A 26428-nucleotide genomic window follows, 5' to 3' on the forward strand; every position below is an offset into this window, starting at 1 on the left:
TGCTCCTCGTCGAGATCGACGAGCTTTTCGTAGCGCGACGGGACGACGCGATAGACGGGCCAGGCGAGCCGGGCGTTCTCGTGGTGGAACTGGGCCAGCAGGGCCGCCATCTGCTGCTGCCAGGGCAGCGACATCCCCTCGGCCAGTGAACGCGGCAACACGACGTAACCGGGGTCGACTCCCGGCCAGCCCTGGTTCAGCTGGTCCGCCAGCGGCGTGCTCGACGCCGGCCTGGCCGCTTGCCGCGCGGGTTGTGCGGTACCGAAAAGATCGCGGGGATCGACCTCCGGGCCGCCTCCCGCCGCGGGCTTGCCTCGCCTTCCGAATTTCCGTGCCACGCTCTTCATCCTCTGCCAGTGTGCGGCCGCTTGCCGGTGGACAGGCCGCCACTTCGGGTGAATCCGATGGTCTCGCGATCGCGATACCACGCTGTCACCATGCTAAACGCCAGGACGGACCGCCTGCGCGACCACTTCGGCCTCGTCGAAGGAGAAGTCGCGGATGTGGACCGGCACCCCGGTCTGCTGCGCCTCGACGATCTTGCCCTCGCCCAGGTACATCATCACGTGGTGGATGGTCGCCGGATTCGAGGGCACGGTGGCCAGGAACAGCAGGTCACCGGGCTGAGCCTGGCGGACCGGCAGCATCGCGCCGCCCTTGTACTGGTCCCGCGAAACCCGCGGAAGGATGATCCCGGCGGACTCGTACGCCCGCAGCATCAGTCCCGAGCAGTCGTAACTGTTCGGTCCGGTGGCACCCCAGATGTACGGCTTGCCCTGCTCACCGAGGGCGAACTTGATGGCCTGCGCGGCGGCCTGGCTCGGCGGCACGACACTGCCGACGCTCGACCCGCAGCCGACGACGTCGACGATCTGGCCCTCGTTCTGCACGAGCAGCGCCGCCATCGGCTCCCAGTTGTGATACCGGTCGGGGAAGCCGGACCGCTCGACCCGCTGCGCCGCGTCACCGGGGCGCATGTTCTCCCAGTCCGGCACCGCGAGCAGCACGTCGTAGAACTTGTTGACCTGGTACGGCGGGTCGGTGACCTGCGCGACGGTGCCCCAGCCCATCGACGGCCGCATCTGGAAGATGCCGAGCGAGTCGCGGTCGCCGTAGGTCAGGTTCCGCAGCTTGGACTCGGTCATCCCGGCCTGGATCGCCACCTGCCACGCGCGCGGGGACAGCGTCCGCTGTTTGCCGATCGAGATGATCAGCGCGACGATGCCCTTCTGCTCTTCGTCGAGTTTGTTGATATCCGAAGAACCGCGGTCGGCCTGGCCGGGCAGGGTCGGCCCGATCGACGCGTCGCAGGAGGTCTTGACGACGCTGCCCGCCTGCGCCTCCATGTGGTCGGTCACCACCTTGGAGACCGTGCTCGTGGTGACCACCGCGGCGAAGACCGCGGCGATCAGCACGCCGACGATGATCCCGATCTTCATCGGGTCAGCCCGCTTGCGTGAACTTGGTGACTCGCCACCCGAAGTTCAGCTTGATGACGGTGACCCGGACCTTGGGCCCGTCCGTCGGGACATCGACGTCCATCGATCCGGTGAAGGAGGACGAGACCTGCGGTTCCCCGGTCACCTTGGTCGCGGTGATGTTCGCGGGATCCACCGTCGTCAGTTCCCCGGCGAGGTACTCCTCGGTGGTGTACGGCCGCAGTCCGTTCAGCCACTGCTCGGTCGTCGTGCCGTCCGGATGGTTCGCCCATGCCGTCACCCACTCCTTGGCGACCCTGACACCGTCCTGGTCAGGTGGCGCGGAAGACGGCGGTGGCTGGGTGGTCAGCCTCGGCGGCAGCGTCGACGTCACGGTGACCGGCGCGGCGACGCCGGGACGCGAGGTGGCTGTCGCCGAAGCACCCGGCCCGTTCGCCGTCTGCCCCGGTTTTCCGATGGCCTTGGGCAGCAGGATGCCCAGCGCGGTGAGCACCACCGCGAGGACGACCAGCGTGCCGACGAGATGGCGGGGTGAGCGCAGCGGCCAGCCCCAGAGTCTGCGGTAGACCGCGGTACGCCCGCGGTTGGTCCGGATCGGCATGGGTCACCGACCCACTGCGTGGTCTGTGTCGCGGACTTCCTCGCGGACCTCCAGCCCGCGCGAAGGCCGGTACAGCACGAAGACCGGCTTGCCCGCGACGACTTCGGGGTCGACGCGGCGAGGACGCGGCGTCGACGGCCCCGCCTGCACCGGTACGGCGCCCGAGTAGTCGGGAGTGGTGTAGCCGCCACCCGTGGAATTCATCCGCGACGGCACCACGACCGGCTCCGGTTCGTCGCTCCAGCGCCGGTCGGCGACCGGCGAGGTGTCCACCCGGCGGCTCGGTACCTGGATCGGGCTCCGCCCGCCCGAGGTGAACATGGAGTCGCCCGGATTGCCGGCGGCCGGGTTGTACTGGCCGAACACCGGGACGCCTCCGCCGCCACCGGCGGGAAGCGCCGGAAGACCGCCGCCACCGCCGACCGCGCCGGGCCATGGCGCTCCGGACCAAGCCGCCGCGGGCCTGATCGCGCCGGACCCGTTGTCGAGCCGCTGGGAGCTGGCGAAGATAGTCGCCTCGGGCCGGAACCGCCCGCCGCCGATCGTCGCGCCCACGGGACCGCGAAGGTCTCCGTCAACGACGTCGTCGGTGTCGCGGACGTTCTGCCAGAACGCGTCCTGCGGGGTCTGCTCGTTGTTCTTCTTGCGGAATCGGGAGAAAAGCCCGCCGCGTGGCGAAGGCATCGCGCCGCCGACCATGCCGACGGACATCTCGACCATCTGCCACAGCCGCCGCACCGGACGGCCGACCATGAACAACAGCACGGTGATGATGGCCGCCAGCGCCATCTTCGTCAGCAGGGACAAGGAGTTGCCCGCCGTGAAGATCGCTTCCAGCAGGAGCGTGTGCACGCCCGCCAGCACCGAAAGCACCATCAGGTTGAACGCGACCGCGCCGAGCACCTTGAGGATGCGCTGCATGATCTGCGGCTGCAGCAACGCGATCAACCCGATCAGCGGAGCGGTCAGGACGAAGATCCTGATCAGCACCTGCGCGAGCAGGACCGTGGCCTTGGCAAGCAGCTGGAACAGCGAGTAGAAGATTCCCTGGCCGAGGGAGAGGAACCCGGCACCGACGCGACTGCCGTCCTCACCCGTGAAGTACCCGGTCGCCGGGCCGAGTTTGGTGGAGATGTCCTTGAACGCCGCCTTCTTGGAGTCCACCAGCGCGGTGTCGGCGTCGCCGCCCTGCAGGATCTGGGTCCTGGTGAAGGCTCGTGCGTCCAAGAGGGCCGGACCGTACTGAAGGGCCTGTGGGGAGTCCGGCGTGCCGAACTCGCCCCGGAGCCAGTTGTCGTAGACGACCCGGCAGTGCAGTTCGGTCGGGACGCGGTCCCACGGCTGGCGGGCGGCCACGGCCTCCGGGGTCGCCTGGCACGGCTGTGCCGCGGGCGGCTGAGGCGGGGTCGGCGGCGGGTTCTTGACCTCGTCGATGAACCCGGCCTGGATGTTGGTCGTGGTCTGCACGATCGCGTTGTCGATGGGGTCGATGAACCGCAGAAGCGCCAGGGAAGACGCGGCCAGCCAGACCGCGGCCAGCCCGTACAGCGCCCGTTTGCTGACCGCCGCGAGATCGCCGCGCCAGATGTTGCGGAACAGCATGATCGACATGATCAGCGCGGCCAGGCCGAACAATTGGGCGTAGATGTTGTTGAAGACCTTCTCGGCCCCGGCCTTCACGGCGTTGTACAACGGGCTGAGCAGGCTGCCCTGCAACACGGTGTAGTGCAAGGAGTTCGTGGCACCGACGATGTTCTTGCCGATGTTGAACAGCTGGTTGCCCGCCCAGGTGTCGATCGTCGAGTTGGGCGAGGTGATGCCCGCCAGTGGGCCGCAGTCGGTTTCGAACGTGTCCCAGACGTGCCCGGCGTATCCGTACACGTTGTACGGACTGCCACCCTCGCCACGGGCGATCACGGATGGGTCGAGCGCGCCAACCATGCCCGCGCCGGGCCGTTCCGGGTTCGGCGCCTCACCACAGGCGGCGGCGGACGCCGCCGGAGCGGTCGCCACGGCCTGCAGACCCAGGATCAGCATGACGACGAACATCGTCGCGCGGCGGCTGGGTCTGGTCTTGCCCGGCCGCGGCCCCTCTTTCAGGCGGCGGCGCAGCGCGTGCCAGCCGGCGGCGAACGCGAGCACGAACGCCAGTGTCATCACCGTGTTCATGCGGCATCCCTGCCGGTGCCACCCTTGCCGGCGCGCGCGTGTTGCTCGCCTTGACTCCCGTTCCCGTTATGTCCGTTTTGGACAGCGCCTTGCACTTCTCCGGTTTCGGCCGCCAACGGGTCCGGGGCGCCGAGCATCTGCTCGTCGGTGAGGCCGACCTCGAGTTCGGCCGCGAGCTCGAGATCCTCTTCGAGCTCGAAGTCGTCCTCCGGCGGCACCGGGACGTACTGTTTCTCCTCCGGGACGGCCAGGTCGTTGCCCGGCTTCGACGGTTTGGCGTCGGGCGAACCCGGCGTGGTGTCCATGACCCGGCGCAAGTGCTCCAGGTGCGGGCCGGAGAAGTCGACGCGGATCCGCTCCACGCCACCGGCACCGTCGCCGAAGATGAACTGCCGCGGTTCGACGTCGCGCTGGATGTCGCGTTGCGAGCCGGGCCGCCTGCCCAGCGCGGCGACGACCTGTTCGTAGCCGACGCCGACCGGGACCTTCAGCAGGCGCAGCGCGTCGGCCTGGGCGTCGTCGTCGTCGAGCCGTCCGACGAACACCGAGTCCAGCAGCGCCACGAAACCCTGGATCTTCAGGAAGTCCGCGGGGATCTGCGAGGACAGCAGCACCCGGACGTTCCACTTTCGCGAGTCACGCGCGAAGCGGTTCATCAGCACGCGACCGGTCGGGACCTCGGAGAGGAAGAACGCCTCGTCGATCCAGACGCCCTTGCGCAGTTCCTTGGGCTTCTCGTACACCGATCGCTGCGTCAGCCACGCGGCGAGGTTCAGCATCTCCACGCCGAGGGATTCCGCGTCCGTCCAGTACTCGCGCGGCACGCCGTCCTTGGGCAGGGTCAGCCCCGCCATGGTCAGCACGGTCATCCGGTCGTCGCGGGTCTCGGCGTACGGGTCCGCGTCGGTCTCCGGGATGAGCAGCGCCATCCGCTCGCGCATCTCGTCGAGGAAGTCCGCGACGACGACGGCGTGCTCGTGGTGCTCGCTGGAGTCCCGCCGCAGCGCGTCGATGACCTGGCCGGGGTCGGCGTCGAATCGGCCGCCGACCGCGCGGACCGCGCGCAGCAGCACGATCCGGGTCTGCGCCATCCGCGAGACCTCGTACGGCAGGACGCCGGTGAGGACGTCGAGCACGAGACGACGACGGGTCGCGCCCGCGAGAGCCTTCTCCCGCCGCCACGAGCGCTCGGGGTCGTCCTCGTCCATGAAGTGCTCGATCTGCGGCTCGGCGACCACCCGGTACGGGTTGAGGATGCCGGGCTGCGCGTTGAGCAGGTTGATGGGCCGCGCGTACGGGCGCAGTTCGGGCAGGTCGCACAGCCGCGACAGCGGGCCCGACGGGTCGAGGATCGTCCAGTGCGCGCCCGCGCGGAGCGTCTTGTAGACGATGCCGCCGCCGAGGAACGACTTGCCGCCACCGAGCCCGGCGACCATCGCGGTCAGACCCGAGCCGTCGCGGATCTCCTGCGCCATCCACGGGTCCCACGCCACCGGGCGCCGGGTCGCGGTGACGGTCTCGCCGAGCAGGATGCCGCGGCGGTCGCCCACCTCGGCCGTCGCCGTCGGCACCGCCGAGGACGCCCACACGACCGAACCGCGGCGCATGTACGCCGCCGAGGCCAAGGGCTCGCCGGGGATGAACTCCCGGGCCAGCGCGTACTGGGCTTCGGGATGCTCGACGGCGATCTTCGGCTTGTAGAGGTCGAGGAGCTGCTGGGCCAGGCGCAGCGCGTCACGCTCCGTCGGCCCCGACACCGCCAGCCGCCACCACGAGCGGACCCGGGTGGCGAGCGCGGTGAAGCCCGACGTCATCTCGTCGTCGATCTCCAGCACCCGGCCCGCCTGGCGGGCCAGCGACTGCGGCGGCTCCAACTCGTGCTCGTCGGTGTAGTGCTTGACCTGCGAACGCACCTTGTTCATCTGGCGTTGCAGCTCGCCGGCGACCTCTTCGGGGCGCCGGACGTAGATCCGCGCGGACACCTCGACCGCGGCGGGCAGGCGGTCCGCGTGCTGGATCCACGGGTCGTCGACCTCGGGGATCTGGAGGCCGTGCATCTGACCGACGGTGAGCACGGCCAGATGCCGCGAGACCCCGGCGTTCGACCCGGTGCGGCCGCGGACGGTGACCGTCGGCGCGTACGGCTCGGCGTGGAAGTCCGCCGCGTCGGTGAAGCTGGCGAGGTCCTCGGGCTCCCAAGCCGCGCCGGGGACCGCGGGCATGTTGCGCGGCGCGGGCAGGCCCAGCGAGCACGACCGGTGCATCAGCCAGGACATCTCCTCGGCGTGCACCGGGCGCCCTTCGAGCCCGGCCGAGCCGATCACCTGGTCGAGGTGCTCGACCTCGGAGTCGAGCGCGGCCAGTTCGGCGTCGACGGCCTCCGGGAGGATCTTGCGCAGCACCGGGGCGGCGCTCTCGACCGCGCGGTCGATCATCCGCCTGGTCTGCACCTGGACCCCCAGGTAGACCTCTTTTTCGGCCATCGAACGGCCCATCAGCTGCTGCTGCTCGCCGATGAGGTAGTCGTCGAAGGACAGCGCGCCCTGGACGTCCTGGGGACGGCCGACGGCGTTGTGCACGTGGGCCTCGGCCCACATGCGGATCGGGTACGGCCGGTTGGTCACGCGCAGGTGCAGCCAGCGGCCCTGGAGCTCCGCGTACTGCCCGGCGATGGCCGCGATCAGGTCGCGGCGCTGCGAGTCCGACCGGAACGACCAGCGCTGCGGCGCGAGCCGGTACCAGGCGTAGACCTCGTAACCGGTGCGCAACAGGTGCCCGTCGATGCTTCGCGCCGCGATGGACGGGGTATAGGTGGGTATGGCCGCCTCACCGGGCAGCCGCCTCCCCTTGCCGGCCTTCTTGGGCTGCGCGGAGCGGACCTGCTGGGGCGGGTTCCAGGCCCCTTGCTGCAGGTCTCGATCACGTTTTCCTCGGCTTCCGCCGCGACCGAACAACGACTACCTCCCGGCCCGAGCCGCAGGGCGGCTCCGACGCGCTCGTGGTGTTCCCTGAGCTCCGGCGCCGCCGCCGTAGCCGTGGTGCTGGTACTGCCGTCTCCTGCGGTGCTTCGGTAGCGGGCGGCTCGCCCGTACCCGGACGCGGGACGCGCTCGCCGCGCCTCCCGTGCCCGTGGTCCGTTCTCTTGGTGTGTTGAGCTCTTTCGCCGCCATCGCGGCCACGGCGCCCAGCGGACGCTCGTGGCTGATCTTGGCCGTGATCAATCTGGTGATCACAATTGTGGCGACGAAGGCCCAGGCGGTCGAGAAGAACCCGAAGCTCCAGCCCGCCCACCGTTCGACGGTGAGCACGATCAGGAAGACCGGGATACCGACAAGCCACGCGACGTAGCGGGCTCTCCAGGGAAAAGTCGCTTTCGGCGGACCGAGCCACACGGCGTCGACCCGGTAAACCTCGTCATCGGTCCGGATACGCAAGGGGAGCCCTCAGCCTGTGAAGAGGCCGGCGATCCACTGGCCCACGTTGACTCCGGCGCCGCTCACCGCGAGGCCGATGATCGCCAGCGCGATCACCACACCGGCGAGTCGGCGCATGACACCGGCGTTGTCCCCTTTGCCGCCACCGAGCCACAGCAGCAGAAGTGCGACGGCCAGCAGCACCAGGGGGATGATGTTGTCGATCAGCCAGGTGCGGACGTTGCCGGTGCCGAGCTCGCCGGCGGCCAGCGTGTCGAGGGTGGTCAAGGTCATCATCGCATTACTCCCGGTGCGCGGAGAGGGGGTTCGCGCGGTTCTGGCTCGGTGTTGCTTCGAACATCATGGCGTCACGAGGCGTAGTGGTCAAAGCGCGCTCTGTAGATATCGATTTGTCTACCGGTGACAGAGCGAGGCACAGCACCACGACCATCCTCGGTCTCCATCATCGTTGCAAGGGTCGTCTGGATTAACCCCGGACACCCGTATTTCGCAGTGCGCGGTCGAAAACACCCAACTGCGACGCTTCTTGCTCACTGTGAGTACGGGTCGACCGCGGAAAATCCGGCCGCGACCAGTGTGACATGACTCGTTCGGTGGCTTCTCGCGAGTCCGCTGGGTGAGCACGCATTCAACAAAAATCATGGGTGCCGATGGGTCAAGGTCACACTTCCGTCACCCAAAGCGAAATCGACGACGCCATTTTCGCTACATAGCGTGATTATCGGCCCGTAGCGAACACATTCGCGGGAAAAGCGCCCGCTTCGACGGCCTGGCGGCTCAAAGGCCCGCACAGCTCGTGAAGCCGCTTGGTCTTCTCCTCGCCCAGGTGCTCCCAAGGACCTGTCGACGCCGCGTTCGTGGCGTCCTCGATCCGCTCGCGGAGATCGTTCCCTGCCTCGGTCAGGCCGCCTTCGGCATCGAGAAAACCCTTGTCACGGAGCTTGGCGGCCGCGCCGTCCCACTGCTCGTCGCTCCAGCCGCGGGACGCCTTGGCCGCGGCGGCGAGGAAACCCTTGCCGGTGGCGGTGTGCGAGACGAGCGCGGAGAGCCCGTCGAGCCCGTTGAGGACCAGCGCGGCGATGTGGCCGTCGCCCCGGTGTTCACGCAACAGGGTTATGGCGTGCCAGAGCACGAGGTGCGGTTCAGCCGGCCAGGCGAGGTCGGCGTGCCCGGCGTAGAGCGGGCGGCCGTCGACCTGGCAGCCCCCGGTCGCCTCGCGGGCGAGCTCGGCCGCCTCGGCGACCTGCTCGGAGACGAGCGTGTCCTTGCCGAGCAGCCTGGTCAGCGTCGCGTCGACGGCTTCGAAACGGGCTTCGATGATCTTTTCGGGCGCGGCCAGCGTCCACGCGCGAGGGATGTACTTGGCGACCAGGTCCGGGTTGAAGTTGTAGAAGGTCGCCGCGACCACGCCGGGACTCACCGCGCCCATGGGTGCCGCGCGGCCCGCGAAGTAGGTCATGCGCCCCGGACGGAGGCCCGCGCCGGTGAGCGCGGCTTCCGTCTCGGGTGCGAAGTAGGTAAGGGAATGCAGTACATCGAACGTCCCGCGGAACCGTCCCGTGACCCGACTCGCTTCGCCCATGGGGGCACCCTACCCGCAAGTAGCGAAGGCGCGCAGCGTCCGAAAGGGCCGCGGTCCCGGCGCGGCGGGAGCAAGGGACCTTTGGTGTCGCTTTCCGGGACCAGGCGCAGGTAGGGAGTGGGTCGGGGTGGTCGTGAGTGGTAAGTGACGTTCTAACGTCACTTACCACTCACGACCCACCCGACCCACCTCCCGCCGCGGCCGAAGTCCATGAAGGCCTCCTTGCTTACTGTCAAGGTAGGTAAGGAGGCCTTCGCGGACTGCCTACTTGCGTGGAGGTTCCGAGAAAAGTCCGTGAAGGCCTCCTTGAGGGACTCTGGGTCCCTCAAGGAGGCCTTCACGGAAAGAAGCTCCCGGCGCGGAAAGCGCGCGGGTGGCAAAAGAAGTACGGACGAGCCGGCGTGTAAGCCGGATCCTGTCCTCGCCTCGCCTTGCGGCTGAGCGAGTGGCGGCCATCCATCTAGGCCCACCGTCGCCGGCGGGCTCGAGCGGCCTACCCGCAGACTCGGGCGAGCAGCCCTCGGTCGCCTGCGCAGGAGCCTCGCGGCTCCCTCTTGGCCTTGCTCCGGGTGGGGTTTACCTAGCCGTCCTGGTCACCCAGGACGCTGGTGGTCTCTTACACCACCGTTTCACCCTTACCTCCGCCCGCGAAGCGCACGGAGGCGGTCTGTTTTCTGTGGCACTGTCCCGCGGGTCGCCCCGGGTTGCCGTTAACAACCACCCTGCCCTGTGGAGTCCGGACTTTCCTCGAACCGGTTTCCCGGCTCGCGGCCGCCCCGCCGACTCGTCCGTCGGCGAATCCTACTGCACGGGTACGGGCAGGCAGTTCAGGTTGCGCCGTCCGTCGGGTTCGACGACGAACCACAGGTGGTCGGTGCCCTGTCCGGTCCATTCGCCGGGACGCGCGTTGGCGAACTTGTAGAGCGGCCGGCCGGCCAGGGTCACCTGCCGGGCGCCCTCGGGACGCTTGATCGTGTCGACGATCCCGGGGTCGATGCCGGTCAACACCGGCGTGCCGGTGGTCGTGACGGGAATCCACACCGCGGCGCAGTCCCCGAGGCACGCCGAGCGGGCCTTGTGCGGGTCGTCGCGTTCGTACCGGAAGAGGACGGCGCCGGTCTCGTCGAGGACGGCCCGGCCCATCCGGGTCATGTAGACGGCCGTCAGCTGCGTGCCGGGCGGAGCATCCGTGGGAGAGCTGGGCCGCGAGGTGCCGGACGGCGGCAAGCGCGGGCCGGGGAGAGTCTCGGTGACCGGAGCACTCGCCGTCAGCGACACGGGTTCACCCTCCCGCCACCACATCGCGGCGCCCACGACGAGTGCCGCGATGACGACGAGCATGGTCAACCGCGATCGGCGCATCAGGCGTCTCCGTTTCTCCCGGGTGGCTGACGGGGTTCTGCTCCGCGATCTCGTTGGTCCAGTGCAGGACGGCGGACGGGCTGTCGAGGCCGACGACACCGACGAGGCGGCCCTTGCGGACGAAACCGGTGACGGGCCGTTCCCCGCCGACGGGTGAGGCGAGCGCGACGGTGTCGGCGCCGAGCTTCGGGATGCCGCCCGCCTGGATGCGCATGCCGTGCTGTTCGGACCAGAACCGCGGCACGGGCGCGAACGGCCGCGAAGCCTGCGGCCCGTCGAGGAGGTTCTCCGCCGCCGCCCGGCCCATCTCGACGGCGTTGAGCCAGTGTTCGACCCGTCTCGGGGTCTCGTCGAACCGCAGGTTCGGCCACTGCGCGACGTCACCGGCGGCGACGATGTTGCTCATCCCCAGCACGTGACAGGTGGGCGCGCAGACCACACCGTCGTCGAGCGGCAACTTGGACCCGCGCAGCCACGAGATCGACGGCACGGTCCCCACGGCCACGACGACGCACGAGACGTCCAGGATCCAGCCGTCGGACGACCTCAGCCGCAGGCCGTTCGCCGTGGTCTGCCAGCCGTCGATGGACGCGCCCAGCGCCAGCCGCACCCCTCGCGACCGGTGCAGCGCGGAGAGCTTCTGCCCGATGTGCCTGCCGACGACCTCGCCGAGCAGATGCGCCGACCGGCCGATCACGGTGACCTCGCGCCCCGTCTCGCGCAGGCTCGCGGCGACCTCGCAGCCGATGAACCCGCTGCCCAGCACCGCGACCGGCCCGTGGTCGGCGGCGAGGTTGCCGCGCAGTTCGGCGGCGTCGGCCAGGGTCCGGACGACGACCACCCGCGGATGTCCGTGCGGGACACCGGAAAGGCGCCGAGGTTCGACGCCGCAGGCGATGACGAGCCCGTCGTAGGGCAGTTCCTCCGCACCGGGCAGGTGGACGACCTGGCGGCCCGGCTGCAGATGCGTCGCCGGGGTGTTGAACCGCCATTCGGCGTCGATCTCGTCGAGCCGGGCGAGCGCCGTCTCCGCCGGGCTCGTGGCCCCGGTCAGCAGGTCTTTGGACAACGCCGGCCGGTGATAGGGCAGGTCCGGCTCGTTGCCGACGATCACCAGCTCGCCGTCGAACCGCAGTTCCCGCAACCGTTCCGCGCAGCGCAGTCCCGCCAGTCCGCCGCCGACCACGACGATCCGTTCGCTCATTGTCCCGCCCCTCGCAGGTGGATGGCTCGCATCGGACAAGCCCGGGCCGCGGCCTGGACCAAGGGCAGCTGTCTGGCGCCCGGTTTCCGGAGATAGCGCAGCTGGCCGTCCCCTTGCAGCTGGAAGACCTGCGGTGCTTCGGCCTGGCAAATGGCGTAGCTGTGGCATTTCTTGTCGTCGACCGAGATCATGACCCGTTCGGCCCGGCCGGCGCCGCCGTCGAGCAGTCCAATGCGGACCAGCGCCCTCGGCGGGAGCACCCGCAGGACGGTGAGCACGACGGCGGGGGTGAGCACGGTGATCCCGCCGAGCCAGACCGTCGCGAGGTTCCCGTTCGCGGACGCGCCCAGCCAGGAATGGATCGCCAGCAGGCCGACCGAGAGGTAGCCGAGCTGATGGAACCACCCTTTGACTCGACGCCCCAAGGCGGCGGTGACGGAGACCGCGATGAACAGCTCCAGTCCGACGACGCCCGCCGCGTGCCGCGCGAACCCGCCACCGGCGAACGGGATCACCAGCGCGAGAACGCCGAACGAGCCGTCGTCGAGGAAGAGATAGGACAGGCCGTGGACGGAACCGGTGGCGAGGCTGAACACCGCGAGGACGACGTGCCCGCCGCGCAGCGCCTCGTGGCCGGTGGCCCGCCTGATCCACCCGGTGGCACTCAGGATTCCCCAAGCGAGCGTCAGGCACATCGTCGAGTAGGCGAACCGGGCGGAAAGCGTGGCGATGTCCCGGACTCCGCTGTCGTGCGGTGACGGGGCCGGGATGACCGCCAGGAGCGCGGCCGTCACGCGCGCCTGCCCGGTGCGCCGAGTACCCGCACGAGCCCGAAGGTCGCTCCCCCGGCGACCGCCACCAAGAGCACGCCGAACACGATGTCACCGCCGCCGAGTTCGTTGCCGACGGCGGAAACCACCATCAGCGAGGTCGTCTCGGCGATGCCGGTGCTTTCGAGCAGGGTCATGTGCCGCATGACGGTGTCGACGGCGGTCTGCGCGAAGGACCGCATCGCGTCGTCGCGGGTGGCGGCCCGCACTTGGGAGGCGAGGCCGAAGACGCTCCCGTGCGCGGCGCGGGAGCGGTTGACGTAGAGACGGTCGAAGTCGGCGCTGACGGCACCGGTGATCTCCTCGGCCCAGGACCGTTGTTCTTCGGTGGGCTCGCCGGGTAGTTCGACGCGGACCTTCGACGCCAGTTCGCGGACCTGGGCGTCGAGCCGGTCGTGGTCGTCGGCGAGTTTGCGGCCGACCTCCCGCACCCGCAGGCCGCTCGCGCGCTGTTCCGCCTGACGACCGGCCGGACCTTCCCACAAACAGGCCTGCCGTACTCGCACGAGCAGTTCCCGATCATGGGAATCGATTTCCGCGAAGGCACTGTCAGGCGTTCCGAGCCCGAGCACCAGTAGGGCGATCACCACGCCGAGCAGTCGATAGATCATTTCACCCGTCCCCACTGTGGATACGCATCGAACAAAGGGCCTCACTGGGAGTACGGGGAACCGGAGTGGCCGGTTCGATCTCCGCCCGCCCATACAGTGTGCTGTGCATCACACTACATATTTAGAACCGTTTATCGCCGCCGTACGTACCGGGCAACCAATAGTAAACGGAGCACTACTGCACATGGCTCACGGCGATAGTCTGCGCTACGGTGTACGAACCCGCGAAATCCTCCACCACTGGGGAGGTCTCGAACTTCATGGAAGCAGTGGGCAGAGAATGCCGTTTCGGCGGCGAGCATCGTTCGAACGAGCTTTCCGAAGAGCTCATTTCGTTGCTGTACAAAGATTTCCGGGAGACCCTGTTCAGTCAGGTGATGTACCTGACCGGCCATGATCGACAATGGACGGAAGACGTCGTCCAGGAAACGCTGATCCGCGCCTGGCAGCATTCCGACACACTGAACCGTGAGCCGGGAATGCTGCGCGGCTGGCTGCTCACGGTCGCCAGGCGGATAGTCATCGACGGCTGGCGAAACCGGCGTGCCCGCCCGCAGGAGGTCGAGCTGGACAGTTCTGAAAACGCCGAAACAGCGGACCAGACCGAGCAGTCACTGTCCGCACTCGTCATTTCCGAAGCGCTACGCTATCTGGACAGCAAATACCAGGCTGTCATCTACGAGACGTATCTGACCGGACATACGGTCCGGGAGGCGGCGGTGATATTGGGAATACCGGAGGGAACGGTCAAATCACGGCTGTACGCGGCTATGAGGACATTGCGACGGTCGTTAGGAGAGCTGGGTTCGCGATGATGAAGCGAAAGGTGAAACACACCGATGCGGCGGCGTACGTACTCGGTGTGCTCGACCGGGCCGAGGCGTATGCCTTCGAAAAGCATTTGCGGGGGTGTGTGCGCTGCGGTCGCCGGGTCGCGGAATTCACGTCGGTGGAAGACGCGCTCGCGAGAGCCGATCTGCGCTACCTGTCCCCCGGCGCCGCCGTGGTCCGGCGCTGCGGCCGGCTGTCGATGATCGTGGCCAACCTCGTGGTGGTCCTCGTGGCGTGCGTCGTCGCGGCCCTCATGTCGGCACAACGGTCGTCCGGCCGGTACCGGCGGATCTCGTCGGATGCGGACATCTTGACCTCTGCTCCCCTCGACGACCAGCGGTCACTCCCGTCACCGCCTCCGTTCAAGTAGTCTGCCGCAAGCCGAAACGAAGGTCTCTACGGTGCATACCGAAGTAAATCCCGAGAGTCCCTTCGGCGGGCCTTCGGTACCGAAGCGTTCCGCCGGGTTGCTGGGTCGAGACAGGGAACTCGACACGATCACCGGGCTGTTCCTGGCCGCCCTGCGCGGCCGCGCCACCAGTGCCGTGGTGGTCGGGGAGTTCGGCATGGGCAAGTCGTCGGTGCTCGGCGCCGCCGGTGAGCTGGCGAAAGCGGCGGGGTTCACCGTCGCGATCGCCTCCGCGTCCCGGTTGGAGACGCACCTGAGCGGCGGTGTCGGCCGTCAGCTGATCGACGGGCTCACCCACGCGCCGCCGGACCACGGTCCCCGGGACGAGCAGGCGCTCGACGCCTTCTTCCACACCGTCCGCCACGCCGCCGAACAGGGCCCGGTCTTCCTCGGCGTCGACAACATCCACCTCGCCGATCCGTGGTCGATGCGCTGCCTCGCCTACATCCGGCATCGCGTGGAGCGGCTGCCGGTGATGATCGTGCTGACCGCGCTGATCGGGCAGTTGCAGGCCGGCGAGGTCGCGCTGCTGGAGATGTCCGGCTGCACTCCGGCCACGATCCGGCTGCGCGGGCTGGGGACGCGGCACGTCGCCGAGTTCCTCGGCGTCGCCACCGGCCGGTTCGCCGAGGAATGCCGCGAGGTCACCGGCGGCAATCCGTACCTGCTCGGCGCGCTGCGCCGCCGCCTGGTGCCCGGGATGGACCTGGACGCCGCGGGGTCGGCGATGATCGGCGAGGTGCTGCGGGTCCGCATGCACGAGTACACCGCCGCGCCGAAGATGCTCGAAGCCGTCGCGATCCTGGGCGAGGACGCGAGCTTCGACCTGCTGGCGCGGCTCGCGGGGGTCGACGAAAGCACCGCGCTGGCCGCCATCGACACGATGGTGCGCGCGCACCTGCTGACCAACAGCCACCGGCCGGCGCTGACCTACCGGTTCGTCCGCAATTCGGTGCTCGCCGACATGCCGCTCACCACCAGGGCGGTCACCCAGTCGCGGGCGGCGCGGCTCCTGCACGACGCGGGCGCGGCACCGGAACGGGTCGGCGCCCATCTTCTGGAAGCGACCGCTATCAGGATCCCCTGGGCGGTCGACATCCTGCGGATGGCCGCCCGGCATTCGGTGGTCGAGGGCGATCCGGAACTCTCCGTCCGGTTCCTTTCGCGGGCGTTGGAAGAACGGCTCAGCGAACGCAAGCGGATGGCGATCCTGCTCCAGCTCGCGCACGCGGAATTCCACTGCGACCCGGATTCGGCGCCTGCCAGGGTGCGCGAGGCCGTCGACCACATCGACGACCGCGAAACCGCGGCCTTCGCCGCGACGGCCATGATCCTCTCGCTGTGCGGCGGCCCGGACGCGCGGCTGGCGATCAACTCCGCCGGCCAGTTCGCCGCGCGGCTCGACGCGGGCGGGCCCGACGCCGTCTGGCCGCTGCTGTGCATGACCTACCTCGCCGAGGCGGGCAGCAGACTCGGGCCGCCGCCGGACTTCCGCGACTTCGAACGGCAATGGGCGCCGCTGAACGATCCCGCCGCGCAACAGAGCCGATCGGGGTTGCTCGCGCTCGACACGGTGCGCGGCGGGAAGTCCTCGGCGAACGCCGTCCGGCATTTCGGGGAGGCTTTGTCCGGCGAGCACCCCGAACTGTTCGAACAGCCCTATTTCTTCGCGCTGGCGACGGCGGTGCTCGCCGACGAGGCCGCCCTCACCGACAAGCTCTGCCAAGTACTCGACACCGAGCGCGTGCCCTGGGACTTCCACGTGCCGAAGGGAGCCCTAGCCACGCTCGCCCGCGGGATCGCGCTGCAAGCGGGTGGCGACCTCGTGCGCGCGAGCGTCCACTACGAATCCCTGGTGCGGCAGTTCGACGAACGCGGCGCCACCAGCCGGTGCCCGATCGCGGTGCTGTGCGCGGCCAGGCTGATCGAGGTCTCGGTCGATCTCGGCCGTCACGACGTCGCGACCGCCTTGCTGGACAAAATCGATTTCGGGGCCACGCAAGCACTTTTCACGCACAACTACCTGCTCTACGCGCGCGGCAGGCTCCGGGCGGCCGGTGGTGAACCCGAACTCGGGTACGAAGACCTGCGCGGCTGCGGACGCCGTCTCGAACACCACGGCATGCGTTTCCCCGGATTCGCCCCCTGGCGAGCGCACGCGGCCCGCACCGCGCTGGCACTCGGGCGCACCGACGCGGCGGCCAGACTCGCCGAAGAGGACCTCGCCGCCGCGGAACGGTGGGGCACGCCGAGAATCCTCGGCGGTGCGCTGACCACGGCCGGTCTCGTCCGCAACGACGAGGAGGCCGAACGACTGCTCACCAAGGCCGTCGACGTCCTCGGCGGTTCGACCGCGAAGCTCGCGCTGACCGAGGCCTTGACCGAACTCGGCTCGTTCCAGGCCCGCCACGGTCAGGGCGAAAAAGCGATCGTGACGCTGCGGCGGGCCACGCAAGCGGGCAAGCACTGCGGGGCACGGCCGCTCACGAGGCGGGCCGCCGAAGCGCTGCGGGACGCGCGGACGAGCCTGACGACGGCGAAGGACAACGAACACGGCCTCACCAAACAGGAATACCGCGTCGGGGTGATGGCGTCACAAGGTCTCACCAACCGGGAGATCGCCGAAGCGCTGCACCTGACCCGCCGCACCGTCGAACTGCATTTGTCCGGGGCCTACCGGAAGCTGGAGATCGCCGGGCGCACCGAATTGGGTTCCGCGCTCGGCCGGTCCCAGCGCGTGGACGGTGATTGACGGTTTCCGGGGGCGGCGGGTTCACTCCGCGACATGCCGGGAATCGAATCCGAACCACTCAAATTCGCCTATTGGGTCCCCAATGTGAGCGGCGGCCTGGTCACCAGCGACATCGAGCAGCGCACCGACTGGGGATACGAGTACAACCGGGATCTCGCCGTCCTCGCGGAGAACAGCGGGTTCGAATACGCGCTGAGCCAGGTCCGCTACACGGCCAGCTACGGTGCCGCCTACCAGCACGAATCGACCGGGTTCAGCCTCGCGCTGCTGCTCGCGACGCAGCGGCTGAAGGTGATCGCGGCGATCCACCCCGGACTGTGGCATCCCGGGGTGCTCGCGAAGTTCATCGCGAGCGCGGACGTGATCTCCGGCGGGCGCGCGGCGGTCAACGTGGTCAGCGGCTGGTTCAAGGACGAATTCACGAACCTCGGTGAACCGTGGCTGGAACACGACGAACGGTACCGTCGTTCGGAAGAGTTCATTCGCGTACTGAAGGAACTCTGGACGAACGACCACGCCGAATTCGCCGGTGATTTCTATCGGATCCACGATTTCGACATCAAGCCGAAACCGGTCGGGCGGCCGCATCCGGAGATCTTCCAGGGCGGCAACTCCACCGCGGCGCGGAAGCTCGCGGGCCGGGTCTCCGACTGGTACTTCAGCAACGGCAAGGATTTCGACGGCTTCAGCGAGCAGGTCGAGGAGGTCCGCGGCTACGCGGCCGCGAACGACCACGCCGTCCGCTTCGGACTGAACGGCTTCCTGATCGCGCGGGAAACCGAAAGCGAGGCGAAGGCCGTACTGCGCGAGATCGTCGAGAAGGCGAACACCGACGCCGTCGAGGGCTTCCGCAACGCCGTCAAGCAGGCGGGTGGGTCCACATCGGACAAGAAGGGGATGTGGGCCGACTCGGAGTTCAAGGATCTGGTGCAGTACAACGACGGCTTCCGTACCGGCCTGATCGGCACGCCGGAGCAGATCGCGGACCGGGCCGTCGAGTACAAGAAACGCGGCGCGAACCTGTTGCTGCTCGGCTTCCTGCACTACCTGGAGGATGTCGAGTACTTCGGGAAGCACGTGCTGCCGGTGATCCGGGCGAAGGAGGCGGACCTGGAACGAGGCGCCGCCACCCCTGAGCCCCTGGTCACTTCCGCGCCCTGATGCATTTCGTCCTCTGGATGCGGTCTTTGCGCGGGGCAACTACCGCATCCAGAGGACTAAACGCGTGATTTACGGCAGGTAGACGGTCTGGCCCGGTTTCATGGAGGGGCCGCAGTCGTTGAGCGGCCTGCCGAAGCGCACCTTCTCGACCTCCGGCATGGTCTTCGCCGCGTAGTCCTGGACGGCCTTCAGCTTCTCGGGGCTGGAGACGGCGTCCTTCCGCACGAAGTCCCCGCTCCGCAGCCCGCCACCCGGGTACACGAAGATCGGCTCGTAGTCGCGGTCGATCCGCGGGTCGACGGTGATGCCGTTGCCCGCGGCCCACGGGCCCCACGAGTGGATGAACGTCGGCTTGACCTTGTCGAAGACGTAGTCGCGCAGCCCCGGCATGTCGCCCTTTTTGACGAAGTCCGCGACGTCCGCCTCGACCAGTCCGGCCATGTCGACCAGGTGCAGCCTGCTGGTCATCGACGAGCCGCCCAGGTCGGGCAGCAGCAGCGACGCCTGCTGGAGACCGAGGATGTCGGCCATCGTGTTGAAGCCGCGGCCGAAGCGGTCGGCGATGAGGCACGCGGGCACCGTCGGGCTCTGCTGGAACTTCTCCGACGACGACGCGAATCCCATCCCGGACGGGATCGCGGCCGCGACCAGCACGAGCACCACGACCGCCCGCAGCACCGCCCGCGAACGGCGCAGCAGCTCGCCCGCGGCCAGCGTCCCGGCCAGCGCGGCCAGGATCCAGATCGGGGTGGCGAAGCGGTGCTGGCCCATCCAGTCCGGGACCATCACGCCGTAGGCGATGATGCCCAGCGCCAGCGGCGTCAGCAGCGCGACCAGCGCGCGCCGCCATTCCGCCCGGACCAGCGCGTAACCGATGGTCAGCGCCAGCAGGATCGTCCCGGCGACACCGGCGTAGCCGACCAGCTCGAACGGCTGCTTCAGCGCCGAAAGCCCGGGAAGGCCCTGCCCCTTCGCGATGGACGGGTTCGCCAGCAGCCTGCCGAACTCAGCGATCCGCCAGGCGAGGTACGCGCCGAACGGGATCGCGAACGCGACCACCGACACCACGACGAGTTTGACGCTCTGCCCCAGCAGCGGCTTACGCAGCTGGAACAGGACGACGAGCGGGTACGCGGCGCCGTAGATCAGGCCTTCGGGGCGGGTCAGCGCGGCGAACGCGACCAGCACCCCGGACCAGATGGCGACCTTCGCGGTGAGCACGGTGTCCTTGCGGACGGCGACGAACAGCAGTACGGCGAGCCAGGCGACGGCCATCCCGAACAGGGAGTTCTCCAGCCCGGAGATCGTCCAGATGACGAACGACGGGATCGCGGCCAGCGTCAGCCCGACGACCAGCGTCGCCAGCCAGGCGAAGCGCTCGAAGACCTGCTTCGCCGCGACGTGGCAGGCGGCCAGCGTCCCCGCGGTGAACAGGAGCCCCAGCAGCTTCGGGAACAGGACGTAGTCGGGTAGGCCGAACAGCGTGCCGCTGTCGAAGATGCCGAAGAGCTTCCCGACCGCCAGCAACACCAGCCAGGTCGAGTTCGACCAGCCCTCGACCGACGGCTGCCCCGGCTGGAGCACCGGGCCGAGTCCGTCGGCGAAGCTGCGCGCGTAGGAGAAGGTGATGGCCGCGTCGTCGACGATCCAGTGGCCGTAGAGCGTGGCGTGCCAGGCCAGCGCCGCGACACCGGCGAGGACCGCCAGGTACGGCGCGATCCGGGCGGCGAGGCCACGACGGGCCGGCGTTTCGGCCGGGTCGGGCACGTCTTTTTCGGAAGCTTCGCTCAGTGCGCTCGCCGTCATGTCCCCGTCTTTGCCTTTTCGCTCACGTGCCCGTCGTCAAAACTGTAGCCAATACCCCATCGGCCGCCCGCGACACGTCATATCCAGGCGTGATCCGCGCCACAGTTCCCGCTAGGAGAGGTGCGAGATGTCGTTCACCAGGCGGACCGAGGCGTTGCCGTCCGGATAGAACTCGACGATCGACAGCGAGGCCAGGTCCAGGTGCAGGCGGAACAGCAGCGACGGTCCCGCGTCCAGGCCCATCCGCAGCAGCGACTTGATCGGCGTGACATGGCTGACCAGCACGAGCGTCCGTCCGCCGTACCGCGCGATCAGCTCGTCGCGGGCCTTGCGGACACGCCGGTGGACGCCGTCGAAGCTCTCGCCGCCCGGCGCCGCGATCGACGTGTCCGAAAGCCAGCTGGTCTGGAACTCGGGATCGCGGTCCATGGCCTCTTTGAAGGTGAGGCCCTCCCAGTCGCCGAAGTCGGTCTCGATCAGCCCGGGGTGGGTCTCGACCCGGCCGCCGAGCGCGTCCGCGATCGCCTGCGCTGTCTGCTGGGTGCGGATCAGCGGCGAGGCGATGATCGGGGCCACCTCGCCGTCGACGACCAGGCCCTCCATCGCGCCGAGGCGTTTCGCGGCGGCGGCCGCCTGCTGCTTGCCGTGCTCGGTGAGCGGCACGTCACCGCGGCCGGAGTACCGCTTGTCGACCGACATCGCCGTCTGGCCGTGCCGCACGAGGAGCAGTTTGGTCGGCGTTCCGGTGGCGCCGGTCCAGCCGACGGGGCTGACCCTGTCCTGCTTCACGGTCTTCTTCGCCGGTTCCGGCTTCTTGGCGGCCCCGGAGTCCATCGCTTCGTTCGCGAGGGCGTCCGCGTGAGAGTTCTCCGCGCGAGGGATCCACTCGTAGCGCACGCGCGAGAAGCGGGCCGCCAGTTCCTTGGCCTCGGCGTTCAGCGGCTGCATCGACGGATGCTTGACCTTCCACCGCCCGGACATCTGCTCCACCACGAGCTTCGAGTCCATCCGGACGTCCACTGTGGACGCTCCGAGCTCGGCGGCCGCGGTGAGCCCGGCGATCAGGCCGCCGTACTCGGCGACGTTGTTCGTCGCGATGCCGATGAAGGCCTTGCGCTCGGCGAGCACCTCATCGGTGGCGGCGTCCTTGACGACCGCGCCGTACCCGGCGGGACCGGGGTTGCCCCGGGAACCGCCGTCGGCCTCGACGAGCACGTGGTCGGTCACAGGCCGGACTCCAGCGTGCGGACCAGGATGGCGCCGCAGTTCTCGCACTGGATGACGTTGTCCTCGGGAGCGGCCTTGATCTCGGCGATCTCGCGGCGGTCGATGTCGAGCTGGCAGGCGCCGCAGCGGCGGGCCCGCAGCAGCGCCGCGCCGATGCCCTTGTGCGCCCGGACCCGCTCGTAGAGCTTCATCAGGTCTTCCGGGAAGCGCGGCAGGAGCTTGGCGCGATCTTCGTCGCGACGCGCCTTCGTGGTGTCGAGGTCGGCGAAGTTCTCGTCGCGGCGGCTGACGGCTTCGGCGACTTCGCCCTCGGCCTTCGAGACCTCGGCGCTGGTGCGCTGGGCGTCGAGTTCGAGCGCCTCGCGGCGTTCCATCAGCTCCAGCAGGTCGTCCTCGAGCGCGGACTGACGCCGGTTGAGGCTGTTCAGCTCGTGCTCGATGTCGGTCATCTGCTTCGCCGCGACGGAACCGGATTCGAGGAGCTTGCGGTCGCGGTCGCCGCGGGCGCGCACCGACTCGATCTCCTTCTCCTGGCGGGCGATCTCGCGGTCGAGGTCGGACGCCGCCGTCTGGACCGAGACCAGCGCGTCCCGTCGATCGCGAACCGTCTTCTCGCCCGCGTCGATCTCGGCGATCTCCGGCAGGGTGCGGCGGCGGTGGGCGGTACGCGAGAGTTCCGCGTCCACCTTCGCGAGTTCGAGCAGCTGGCGCTGGACGGCGGGGTCGGCCTTCACGGTGCTCCTTGGAGTTTCTTAGTGCTCGGTTCGGGTGGCCCGTAGCGTCCACGGGTCGGTGCACCGCGTGGAGACGTGAACGTCGACGTTACCCGCAAACGCGGCGCGGACGACGCCCGAGGCTTGCTCACACCACGGCCATTCGCTCGCCCAGTGCGTCACGCCGACCAGGGCGGGGACTTCGGAGATCTCCGCGAGGTGCTCCCCGGCGGGATGATGCCGGAGATCGGCGGTGACGTACGCGTCGACCCCGGCGGCGGTGGCCCGCTTGAGATAGCTGTCCCCGGAACCGCCGGACACGGCGACGCGGCGGATCGGGCGGTCCGGGTCCCCGGCGCCGTAGACCCCGGGTTCCGTGCGGGGCAAGGCGTTCGCGACGCGTTCGACGAAGGCGGAGAACGCTTCGGGCGCGGGCAGTTCACCGATGCGGCCGATGCCGGTGACGCCGTCCTCGCGGGGGTCGAGCGGGCCGAGGACGGTCAGGCCGATGGCGTCGGCGAGCGCGTCGGAGACGCCGGGCGAGGCGGAATCGGCGTTGGTGTGCGCGCAATAGAGGGCGACGCCAGCGCGAATCAAGCGGTGCACGAGGCGCCCCTTGGTGCTGTCGGCCGGGACACCGTGGACGCCGCGCAGCAGCAGCGGATGATGCGCGACGATCAGCCGCGCGCCGCTTTCGATCGCCTCTTCGACGGTCTCGTCGACCGGGTCGACACAGAACAGGACCTTGTCCACGTTCTCGGCCGGGTCGCCGCAGACGAGTCCGACGGCGTCCCACGATTCGGCGAGTTCGGGCGGATACGCCTGCTCCAGGGCGGCGATGACTTCGGCTAGCGCGGGCACCGGGGGATTTTCGCATGTAGCGTTTCCGGACATGCGACTTCGGGTGCTCTGCGCGCTGCTCGTGGCCGGACTGCTGGCGGTACCCGCGCCCGCGTCGGCGTCTCCGGGGTTTTGGAAGCTGACCGATCTGGCGGCGCAGCGCGTTCAGATCGCCGACAAGGTCGCGGCCGCGAAGTTCGGCACGCCGTCGCCGATCGACGACCCGGTACGCGAACAGCAGATCCTCGACTCCGTCGCGGCGAAAGCGCCCGGCCTCGGCCTCTCCCCATCCGGGGTGGTGCGGTTCTTCCGCGACCAGATCGAGGCGAACAAGGTCGTGCAGCGCGGCCTGTACGCGAAGTGGACCGAGCACCCCGGCACGCGTCCGCCGGAGCGGCCCGATCTGGGGACCGAGGTCCGGCCGGTGATCGACCGGCTCAACACGGGCCTGCTCGCCGAACTCGCGGCGACCGGGGACGCGCGGGCGCGGCGGTCGTGCGACGTGCGGCTGGCGGTCACGGTGCGGCTGGTCGACGCTCGCCGCTCGCTGGACCGGTTGCACTCGGTGGCGCTCGGGGAGTCGGTGCGGTCGGCCTGCACGCACCCCTGACCGCCGGGCGGTAGCAAGGGACCTTTGCTATCACTCGGGCCGCTGACCTGCAGAAAGAGAGCAGGGGACCTTTGCTGTCGCCGGCTCCCGGGCGCGTTCCGACTGTGTGGATTTTGGTGCGTTGGATGCGCAGAAATCCACACAGTCCCCGCGAGACGCCCGGGCGGGCGACCTGACCGTGCCCGCGGCGAGGGGTGTGTGGAAATAGGGACACTCAACGTCCCTATTTCCACACACCCCCGCCGATGGCCTCCGGGGCGGTAGCAAGGGACCTTTGCTATCACGCAGGTCGCTGACCTGCTAAAAGAGAGCAAGGGACCTTTGCTATCGCCCCCCGGGGCCCGGGCCGTCAGTCCAGCGCCTTCGCGTCCTTGTTGACCGCCCAACGGCCGGCCGCGCGCATCACGCGGCCCGTCCACAACATCGCCCGGTAGGCAGTCGTGTGATCGGGGGTGTCGGGCTCGACGACCTGGTACGGCGCGACGGACGCGCTCGTCCGGAGGTGCAACGGCATCCTGGTCATCGCCTCTTTCGGCGATCTGGCCTGGACGAAGTGGTGCTCCGACAGGATCCGCCCGACCTCGTAGGGGTGCGGAAGCTTGACGGTGATGCGGTACCACCGGAGCCCGGTTGCCGGGGACTCGACGATGGGTAATGGTGCGCTCATACGCGACCTTTCCTGCGTTTTTCTCTCCAGGTGGTCTACTCCCGCTTCGCCCCGGCTTTCCAGTTCGACGCGCCGGGTAGCCGTTCGGAGCCGGTGAGCGGTCGATCTCCGGCGGCCTTCACACTGATCAGGTGCTGCACATCGTCTTCGTCTGCTCCGGCAACATCTGCCGCTCCCCGATGGCCGAACTCGTCTTCCGCGCGAAGGTCGAGGAAGCCGGTCTCGACCACCTCGTCCAGGTCTCCAGCGCGGGCACCGGCGGCTGGCACGTGGGTGAGGCCGCCGACAAGCGCGCCCGCGCGAAGCTGGCCGAACACGGTTATCCGACCGGCCACGTCGCGGCCGAGGTCGACCGCGGGCATCTGGCCGCCGACCTCCTCCTCGCGGCGGACGACGGCCATCTGTCGTTCCTCCGGCGCAAGGTCTCGGACCCGGCGAAGGTCCGCCTTCTGCGCGAGTTCGACCCGTCCGCGCCCGAAGGCGCCGAGGTCCCCGACCCGTACTACGGCGAGGACGACGGTTTCGAGGATGTCCTCGGCATGATCGAGCGGTCCGTTCCGGGCCTGCTCGACTGGGTGCGCGCACACGCCTGAGGCGGACCGCTTACCGTGGTGGGGTGCGGTTGAAGTTCCTGCTGAAGCCCGGATGGCTGGCGTTGACGTTGGTGGTGTTCACCTTCGCCATCACCTGCTTCACTCTGCTGGCGCCCTGGCAGTTCTCCCGTAACACCGAACGCGAGCATCAGAACGCGGCGCTGCGGGAGTCGTTCTCCGGGCAGCCTCGGTCGCTGGAGCAGCTGCTGCCCAACGGTGCCGTGCCTGATCAGCGCACCGAATGGCACCTGGTCGCGATGAGGGGCACGTACCTCCCCGATGGCGAGGTCGTGGCCCGCCTTCGCTCTGTACAGGGCGAAGCGGCCTTCGAGGTCCTGACGCCGTTCCGGACCGTCGAAGGCACGGTCGTGCTGGTGGACCGCGGGTACGTCCGGCTCGACGACAAGTCGCGTGCCCTTCCCTTCGCCGCGCCTCCCGCCGGGACGGTCGACATCGTCACGCGGGCACGTCACGACGAGCGGGACGGGAAGAACCGCGACGCCTTCGCCGACGAGTCGACCGGCGGGAAGCTCCAGAGTTACGTCGTCGATTCCCAGGTCGTCGCACGCGCCGCGAAGCTGGACATCCGGCCGGGCTACTTCCAGCTGGACCTGAACCAGCCCGGCGTGCTGGGCGCGCTGCCGCTGCCACAGACCGACAGCGGGCCGTTCTTCTCCTACGCGCTCCAGTGGATCGCGTTCGGGACGATGGCGCTGATGGGCTGGCTGTACTTCACCGTCCGGGAACTGAAGCCGGGCGGCGCGCTGACCACGGAGCGGCCGCAGCGGCGCAAGAGCGTCGCCGAACTGCTGGCCGAGGACGAACGCTCCGAAGTGGCTACCTGATCTGACGCGAAAATGGCCCTTTTATAGGTCCATTGCGTGTGTTGATACTCGATCATGCTGATTCACCCGTGGGACGCCGCCCACGACGACGCCGAATGGCGGGCCTGGCTCTCGGCGCACGACTTCGGCCAGCTGATCGCCGGCGGCGCGGGCCGCGACCTGCCGATCGTCAACCCGGTGCACTTCGTCTACGACGGCGACCGGACGGTCCTGCTGCACCTCGCGCGTCCCAACCCGGTCTGGCCGCTGCTGGAGGAACACCCCCGCGCCCTGCTCGCGGTGACCGGCGACCACACCTACATCCGGTCCGACTGGAACACCCCGGCCGACCCGCCGCACGGCGTTCCGACGTCGTATTACGCGTCCGTGCAGCTCGAATGCGACGTCCGGCTGGTCGACGACGCGGCGGAGAAGGCCGCGCTCCTGGACCGGCAGCTCGCGCACTTCGAACCTGACTCGGTCCGGGCGAGGGTCAGCTCGACCGAAGCGCCGGACAAGCGGTTGCTCCCGGGTATCCGCGGCGTCGAGCTGACCGTGACCGGGGTGCGGGCGAAGTTCAAGTACGGCGGGAACAAGCAGCCCGCCGACCGCGCACGGATCGACGGGGAGCTGGAGCGGCGCGGCGGCCCGGGGGACGGTCCGGCGCGGGCGCAGCTGGCGCGGCGGGAGCGATAGCAAAGGTCCCTTGCTCCCTTTCCGCAGGTCAGAGCGCCAGGCGATAGCAAAGGTCCCTTGCTTCCCC

Annotated in this window: 24 protein-coding genes, 1 other RNA gene and 1 pseudogene; 8 read left to right on the forward strand and 18 right to left on the reverse strand. The window is 69.0% G+C overall.

All coding sequences use genetic code 11. From position 1 onward, the window contains the following. The 13 genes and pseudogenes from CFP71_RS39365 to CFP71_RS39430 all read right to left on the reverse strand — a co-directional run. Positions 1–338 (reverse strand): annotated as a pseudogene (locus CFP71_RS39365) (hypothetical protein); the annotation flags it as partial. Positions 339–440: 102 nt separating this feature from the next. Further along, entirely contained in the window at positions 441–1439 is a 999-nt protein-coding gene (locus CFP71_RS39370) for a C40 family peptidase (protein ID WP_093938979.1), read from the reverse strand. A gap of 4 nt (positions 1440–1443) precedes the next feature. Further along, the gene (locus CFP71_RS39375; protein ID WP_093938980.1) at positions 1444–2040 is read right to left on the reverse strand and encodes a hypothetical protein; all 597 of its coding nucleotides are present in this window, start codon (positions 2038–2040) and stop codon (positions 1444–1446) included. Positions 2041–2043: 3 nt separating this feature from the next. Beyond that, entirely contained in the window at positions 2044–4209 is a 2166-nt protein-coding gene (locus tag CFP71_RS39380; RefSeq protein ID WP_093938981.1) for a hypothetical protein, read from the reverse strand. Then, on the reverse strand, positions 4206–7163 hold the full coding sequence (locus CFP71_RS39385; RefSeq protein WP_093938982.1) for an ATP-binding protein: 2958 nt from the start codon (positions 7161–7163) through the stop codon (positions 4206–4208). The genes CFP71_RS39380 and CFP71_RS39385 overlap by 4 nt, the downstream gene beginning before the upstream one ends. A 3-nt stretch (positions 7164–7166) precedes the next feature. Further along, positions 7167–7643, reverse strand: coding sequence for a hypothetical protein (locus CFP71_RS45215; RefSeq protein WP_093938983.1), 477 nt, complete (start codon positions 7641–7643; stop codon positions 7167–7169). Positions 7644–7652: 9 nt separating this feature from the next. Further along, positions 7653–7919: a hypothetical protein gene (locus tag CFP71_RS39395; RefSeq protein ID WP_005166545.1), complete on the reverse strand. Its 267-nt coding sequence runs from the start codon at positions 7917–7919 to the stop codon at positions 7653–7655. Positions 7920–8361: 442 nt separating this feature from the next. Further along, positions 8362–9225 (reverse strand): SCO6745 family protein, encoded by an 864-nt coding sequence (locus CFP71_RS39400; protein WP_093938984.1) that lies wholly within the window; start codon positions 9223–9225, stop codon positions 8362–8364. A gap of 388 nt (positions 9226–9613) precedes the next feature. After that, positions 9614–10012: RNase P RNA component class A (gene rnpB, locus CFP71_RS39410), an RNA gene on the reverse strand. A gap of 14 nt (positions 10013–10026) precedes the next feature. Then, positions 10027–10587 carry a COG4315 family predicted lipoprotein gene (locus tag CFP71_RS39415; RefSeq protein ID WP_244200005.1) on the reverse strand — a complete coding sequence of 187 codons (561 nt, stop codon included), beginning with the start codon at positions 10585–10587 and terminating at the stop codon, positions 10027–10029. Continuing rightward, positions 10508–11791 carry an NAD(P)/FAD-dependent oxidoreductase gene (locus tag CFP71_RS39420; protein ID WP_093938987.1) on the reverse strand — a complete coding sequence of 428 codons (1284 nt, stop codon included), beginning with the start codon at positions 11789–11791 and terminating at the stop codon, positions 10508–10510. The genes CFP71_RS39415 and CFP71_RS39420 overlap by 80 nt, the downstream gene beginning before the upstream one ends. Then, positions 11788–12585, reverse strand: coding sequence for a ferredoxin (locus tag CFP71_RS39425; RefSeq protein ID WP_093938988.1), 798 nt, complete (start codon positions 12583–12585; stop codon positions 11788–11790). Before CFP71_RS39425 ends, CFP71_RS39420 begins: the two co-directional genes overlap by 4 nt. After that, positions 12582–13232, reverse strand: coding sequence for a DUF4142 domain-containing protein (locus tag CFP71_RS39430; RefSeq protein WP_093938989.1), 651 nt, complete (start codon positions 13230–13232; stop codon positions 12582–12584). Before CFP71_RS39430 ends, CFP71_RS39425 begins: the two co-directional genes overlap by 4 nt. Before the next feature lie 260 nt (positions 13233–13492). On the opposite strand from CFP71_RS39430, the gene CFP71_RS39435 reads away from it, so the two are divergent. The 4 genes from CFP71_RS39435 to sfnG are packed head-to-tail and all read left to right on the forward strand — an operon-like array spanning position 13493 to position 18385. Next, a complete protein-coding gene (locus CFP71_RS39435; RefSeq protein WP_093938990.1) occupies positions 13493–14047 on the forward strand; it encodes a sigma-70 family RNA polymerase sigma factor in 555 nt (184 codons plus the stop codon). An 11-nt stretch (positions 14048–14058) separates the two neighbouring features. Then, entirely contained in the window at positions 14059–14433 is a 375-nt protein-coding gene (locus CFP71_RS39440) for a zf-HC2 domain-containing protein (protein WP_244200006.1), read from the forward strand. 31 nt (positions 14434–14464) lie between these two features. Continuing rightward, positions 14465–17224, forward strand: a complete 2760-nt coding sequence (locus CFP71_RS39445; RefSeq protein WP_093938992.1) for an AAA family ATPase — start codon at positions 14465–14467, stop codon at positions 17222–17224. A gap of 33 nt (positions 17225–17257) precedes the next feature. After that, a complete protein-coding gene (gene sfnG / locus CFP71_RS39450; protein WP_093938993.1) occupies positions 17258–18385 on the forward strand; it encodes a dimethylsulfone monooxygenase SfnG in 1128 nt (375 codons plus the stop codon). Positions 18386–18454: 69 nt separating this feature from the next. Here the strand turns inward: sfnG and CFP71_RS39455 are convergent, their stop codons facing one another. The 4 genes from CFP71_RS39455 to CFP71_RS39470 all read right to left on the reverse strand — a co-directional run bounded on the left by CFP71_RS39455 (position 18455) and on the right by CFP71_RS39470 (position 22992). Beyond that, positions 18455–20191: a hypothetical protein gene (locus CFP71_RS39455; protein WP_093938994.1), complete on the reverse strand. Its 1737-nt coding sequence runs from the start codon at positions 20189–20191 to the stop codon at positions 18455–18457. 111 nt (positions 20192–20302) lie between these two features. Then, on the reverse strand, positions 20303–21418 hold the full coding sequence (locus CFP71_RS39460) for a bifunctional RNase H/acid phosphatase (RefSeq protein WP_208636145.1): 1116 nt from the start codon (positions 21416–21418) through the stop codon (positions 20303–20305). Then, positions 21415–22152, reverse strand: a complete 738-nt coding sequence (locus CFP71_RS39465) for a zinc ribbon domain-containing protein (protein WP_093938995.1) — start codon at positions 22150–22152, stop codon at positions 21415–21417. The genes CFP71_RS39460 and CFP71_RS39465 overlap by 4 nt, the downstream gene beginning before the upstream one ends. A gap of 18 nt (positions 22153–22170) precedes the next feature. Then, positions 22171–22992 (reverse strand): Nif3-like dinuclear metal center hexameric protein, encoded by an 822-nt coding sequence (locus tag CFP71_RS39470; RefSeq protein ID WP_093938996.1) that lies wholly within the window; start codon positions 22990–22992, stop codon positions 22171–22173. Positions 22993–23023: 31 nt separating this feature from the next. Between CFP71_RS39470 and CFP71_RS39475 the strand changes: the two genes are divergently transcribed. After that, on the forward strand, positions 23024–23581 hold the full coding sequence (locus CFP71_RS39475) for a chorismate mutase (RefSeq protein WP_093938997.1): 558 nt from the start codon (positions 23024–23026) through the stop codon (positions 23579–23581). 349 nt (positions 23582–23930) lie between these two features. Here the strand turns inward: CFP71_RS39475 and CFP71_RS39480 are convergent, their stop codons facing one another. After that, on the reverse strand, positions 23931–24248 hold the full coding sequence (locus CFP71_RS39480) for a hypothetical protein (RefSeq protein ID WP_093938998.1): 318 nt from the start codon (positions 24246–24248) through the stop codon (positions 23931–23933). Between the two features lie 131 nt (positions 24249–24379). Between CFP71_RS39480 and CFP71_RS39485 the strand changes: the two genes are divergently transcribed. From CFP71_RS39485 to CFP71_RS39495, 3 genes are read left to right on the forward strand one after another with little or no spacing between them, the layout of a single operon-like run. Next, entirely contained in the window at positions 24380–24841 is a 462-nt protein-coding gene (locus CFP71_RS39485) for a low molecular weight protein-tyrosine-phosphatase (protein WP_093938999.1), read from the forward strand. Between the two features lie 23 nt (positions 24842–24864). After that, entirely contained in the window at positions 24865–25686 is an 822-nt protein-coding gene (locus CFP71_RS39490) for an SURF1 family cytochrome oxidase biogenesis protein (RefSeq protein WP_093939000.1), read from the forward strand. Positions 25687–25740: 54 nt separating this feature from the next. Then, positions 25741–26361 carry an FMN-binding negative transcriptional regulator gene (locus tag CFP71_RS39495; RefSeq protein ID WP_093939001.1) on the forward strand — a complete coding sequence of 207 codons (621 nt, stop codon included), beginning with the start codon at positions 25741–25743 and terminating at the stop codon, positions 26359–26361. Positions 26362–26428: the final 67 nt, after the last annotated feature.

The organism is Amycolatopsis thailandensis, from assembly GCF_002234405.1.
GTDB classification, from domain to species: Bacteria; Actinomycetota; Actinomycetes; order Mycobacteriales; family Pseudonocardiaceae; genus Amycolatopsis; species Amycolatopsis thailandensis.

Excerpts from the sequence above, each read along its gene's own strand:
- CFP71_RS39370 (WP_093938979.1), bottom strand. The coding sequence starts at position 1,439 with ATGAAGATCGGGATCATCGTCGGCGTGCTGATCGCCGCGGTCTTCGCC.
- CFP71_RS39375 (WP_093938980.1), bottom strand. The coding sequence starts at position 2,040 with ATGCCGATCCGGACCAACCGCGGGCGTACCGCGGTCTACCGCAGACTC.
- CFP71_RS39380 (WP_093938981.1), bottom strand. The coding sequence starts at position 4,209 with ATGAACACGGTGATGACACTGGCGTTCGTGCTCGCGTTCGCCGCCGGC.
- CFP71_RS39395 (WP_005166545.1), bottom strand. The coding sequence starts at position 7,919 with ATGATGACCTTGACCACCCTCGACACGCTGGCCGCCGGCGAGCTCGGC.
- CFP71_RS39400 (WP_093938984.1), bottom strand. The coding sequence starts at position 9,225 with ATGGGCGAAGCGAGTCGGGTCACGGGACGGTTCCGCGGGACGTTCGAT.
- CFP71_RS39415 (WP_244200005.1), bottom strand. The coding sequence starts at position 10,587 with ATGCGCCGATCGCGGTTGACCATGCTCGTCGTCATCGCGGCACTCGTC.
- CFP71_RS39420 (WP_093938987.1), bottom strand. The coding sequence starts at position 11,791 with ATGAGCGAACGGATCGTCGTGGTCGGCGGCGGACTGGCGGGACTGCGC.
- CFP71_RS39430 (WP_093938989.1), bottom strand. The coding sequence starts at position 13,232 with ATGATCTATCGACTGCTCGGCGTGGTGATCGCCCTACTGGTGCTCGGG.
- CFP71_RS39435 (WP_093938990.1), top strand. The coding sequence starts at position 13,493 with ATGGAAGCAGTGGGCAGAGAATGCCGTTTCGGCGGCGAGCATCGTTCG.
- sfnG (WP_093938993.1), top strand. The coding sequence starts at position 17,258 with ATGCCGGGAATCGAATCCGAACCACTCAAATTCGCCTATTGGGTCCCC.
- CFP71_RS39455 (WP_093938994.1), bottom strand. The coding sequence starts at position 20,191 with ATGACGGCGAGCGCACTGAGCGAAGCTTCCGAAAAAGACGTGCCCGAC.
- CFP71_RS39475 (WP_093938997.1), top strand. The coding sequence starts at position 23,024 with ATGCGACTTCGGGTGCTCTGCGCGCTGCTCGTGGCCGGACTGCTGGCG.
- CFP71_RS39480 (WP_093938998.1), bottom strand. The coding sequence starts at position 24,248 with ATGAGCGCACCATTACCCATCGTCGAGTCCCCGGCAACCGGGCTCCGG.
- CFP71_RS39495 (WP_093939001.1), top strand. The coding sequence starts at position 25,741 with ATGCTGATTCACCCGTGGGACGCCGCCCACGACGACGCCGAATGGCGG.